This is a genomic window from Methylobacterium sp., from assembly GCF_019750675.1.
Classification (GTDB): Bacteria; Pseudomonadota; Alphaproteobacteria; order Rhizobiales; family Beijerinckiaceae; genus Methylobacterium.
In genome coordinates this window covers 1-2,539 of record NZ_JAIEOF010000373.1, presented here as the reverse complement: position 1 = coordinate 2,539, position 2,539 = coordinate 1, and the positions used below count along the sequence as shown (strand labels likewise).

2 protein-coding genes and 2 pseudogenes are annotated in these 2,539 nt (G+C 69.9%); all 4 read left to right on the top strand.

The features are described from left to right. A pseudogene (locus K2X24_RS19310) lies at positions 1 to 140 on the top strand (methyltransferase); the annotation flags it as partial. Positions 141 to 270: 130 nt separating this feature from the next. Further along, positions 271 to 1,206, top strand: coding sequence for a chlorophyll synthesis pathway protein BchC (bchC, locus tag K2X24_RS19305; protein WP_292500131.1), 936 nt, complete (start codon positions 271 to 273; stop codon positions 1,204 to 1,206). Continuing rightward, positions 1,203 to 2,219 carry a chlorophyllide a reductase iron protein subunit X gene (locus K2X24_RS19300; RefSeq protein WP_292500130.1) on the top strand — a complete coding sequence of 339 codons (1,017 nt, stop codon included), beginning with the start codon at positions 1,203 to 1,205 and terminating at the stop codon, positions 2,217 to 2,219. The genes bchC and K2X24_RS19300 overlap by 4 nt, the downstream gene beginning before the upstream one ends. Before the next feature lie 6 nt (positions 2,220 to 2,225). Beyond that, positions 2,226 to 2,539: pseudogene (locus K2X24_RS19295) on the top strand (chlorophyllide reductase subunit Y); the annotation flags it as partial.

Below are 2,539 nucleotides of genomic sequence, written 5' to 3'. Positions count from 1 at the left end.
TCTACCTGCTGGCGATGGGGACCGGCCGCTGCCGGACCGTGGCCGAGCTGACGGCCCTGCTGCACGAGGCGGGTTTCGCGAACGTCCGCGAGATGCCGACCCGCCGCCCGCTGCTGGCGCGGGTGCTTGTGTCAACCTGAGTTGACGAAATCCGCGAATTCAGTGCGCGCACAGGTAATTTCGGATTGACGTATGAAAGTGTCTATCTAGGATGACACATCAGATCCGGCATGAACCGGATCGAATGCTGGGACAGGGAGGAGAGGCTCGATGAACGCACAGGCCGTCATCCTCCACCGCCCCGGTCAGATCGGCCTCGAGACCCTGACCCTCGACGCTCCGACCCCGGCCGACGCCGTGGTGGCGATTCGCTGGAGCGGGATCAGCACCGGCACGGAGCGCCTGCTCTGGTCGGGCCGGATGCCCGACTTTCCCGGCATGGGCTACCCGCTGGTGCCGGGCTACGAATCGGTCGGCGAGGTCGTGGAGGCCGGCGCCGAATCCGGATTGCGCGCGGGACAGGCCGTGTTCGTCCCCGGCGCCCGCTGCTTCGGTCCGGTGCGGGGCCTCTTCGGCGGCGCCGCCTCGCACCTCGTCAGTGCCGGCGCCCGCCTCGTGCCCATCGATTCCGGTCTCGCCGAGCGCGGCACCCTGATCGCACTCGCGGCGACCGCCCATCATGCGCTGGCCGGGGTCGACCTCGCCCGCCCGCTCCTCGTCGTCGGCCACGGGGTGCTGGGCCGCCTCGTCGCCCGCATCGCCACGGCCCTCGGGGGTGACCCGCAGGTCTGGGAGACCGTGCCGGTGCGCCGGCAGGGCGCGCGAGGCTACGCCGTGCGCGCCCCCGAGGACGATGCCCGGCGCGATTACGCAACGATCCTCGACGTCAGTGGCGATGCCGGGATTCTCGACGCTGCGATCGCCCGCCTCGCGCCCGGCGGCGAGATCGTGCTCGCGGGCTTCTACGAGGCCCGGCTCGCCTTCGACTTCGCCCCCGCCTTCCTGCGGGAGGCCCGCATCCGGGTCGCGGCCCAGTGGCGGCCCGAGGATCTCGCCGCGACCCTCGCGCTGATCGAGGCGGACCGCCTCGCCCTCGACGGTCTCATCACCCACCGGCGTCCGGCGGACGCCGCTCCGGACGCCTATCGCACGGCCTTCGGCGATGCCGAATGCCTGAAGATGATCCTGGATTGGAGAGCCGCATGAACATCCAGCTGAAGACGATGCAGCTGAACGGCGGCGCCCTGAAGGCTTCCGAGGCGCTCCGCGCCGAGGCCGGCATCGAGCCGGACCCCGTGCCGGTCAAGGCCACCAAGGAGACGCAGATCATCGCGATCTACGGCAAGGGCGGCATCGGCAAGTCGTTCACCCTGGCCAATCTCAGCTATATGATGGCCCAGCAGGGCAAGAAGGTCCTGCTCATCGGGTGCGACCCGAAGAGCGACACCACCTCGCTGCTCTTCGGCGGCCGGGCCTGCCCGACAATCATCGAGACCTCCACCAAGAAGAAGCTCGCGGGCGAGCAGGTCGCCATCGGCGATGTCTGCTTCAAGCGCGACGGCGTCTACGCCATGGAGCTCGGCGGCCCGGAGGTCGGGCGCGGCTGCGGCGGACGCGGCATCATCCACGGCTTCGAACTCTTGGAGAAGCTCGGCTTCCACGAATGGGGCTTCGACTACGTCCTGCTCGATTTCCTGGGCGACGTCGTCTGCGGCGGCTTCGGCCTGCCGATTGCCCGCGACATGTGCCAGAAGGTCATCGTCGTCGGCTCGAACGACCTGCAGTCGCTCTACGTGGCCAACAACGTCTGCTCGGCGGTGGAATACTTCCGCAAGCTCGGCGGCAATGTCGGGGTCGGCGGCCTCGTCATCAACAAGGACGACGGCACCGGCGAGGCCCAGGCCTTCGCGGCAGCCGTCGGCATCCCGGTCCTGGCCTCGATCCCGGCCCACGACGACATCCGCAAGAAGAGCGCGAACTACGAGATCATCGGCCGGCCCGAGAGCCCCTGGGGCTCGCTCTTCGCGGATCTCGCGCAGAACGTCCACGCGGCGGCGCCCAACCATCCGACCCCCCTCAGCCAGGACGGCCTGCTCGGCCTGTTCAAGGGCGAGGCCGTCGGCCGGGGCGTCACCCTGGTGCCCGCCACCTTCGAGGACATGTGCGGCACGACCCAGGTCGTGAAGCCGTCCCTCGAAGTCGTCTACGACGAGGTCTGACGCATCATGGCCGTCACCCTAGACATCGCGGATCTTCGGGCGCGCCAGACCCTTCGCGCCGGCAACGGGCGCCCGGCCTCGGCCCCGATGCCCGTCGCGGCCCCGGCCGAGGTGGTGAACCTCGCCGCCGCGAAGGAGGACGGTCTCGGCTGCCATTCCGGCAAGGCCACGATGCGGGCGGCCGCCGAGGCCGCCGGGATGTCCGATACCCTGGAGCAACTCCGGAAAGACTACCCGACGGGCCCGCACGACCAGCCCCAGAGCATGTGCCCGGCCTTCGGTAGCTTGCGCGTCGGGCTGCGGATGCGGCGCACGGCGAC

Coding starts and splice junctions, on each gene's coding strand:
- bchC (WP_292500131.1), top strand. CDS start 271: ATGAACGCACAGGCCGTCATCCTCCACCGCCCCGGTCAGATCGGCCTC.
- K2X24_RS19300 (WP_292500130.1), top strand. CDS start 1,203: ATGAACATCCAGCTGAAGACGATGCAGCTGAACGGCGGCGCCCTGAAG.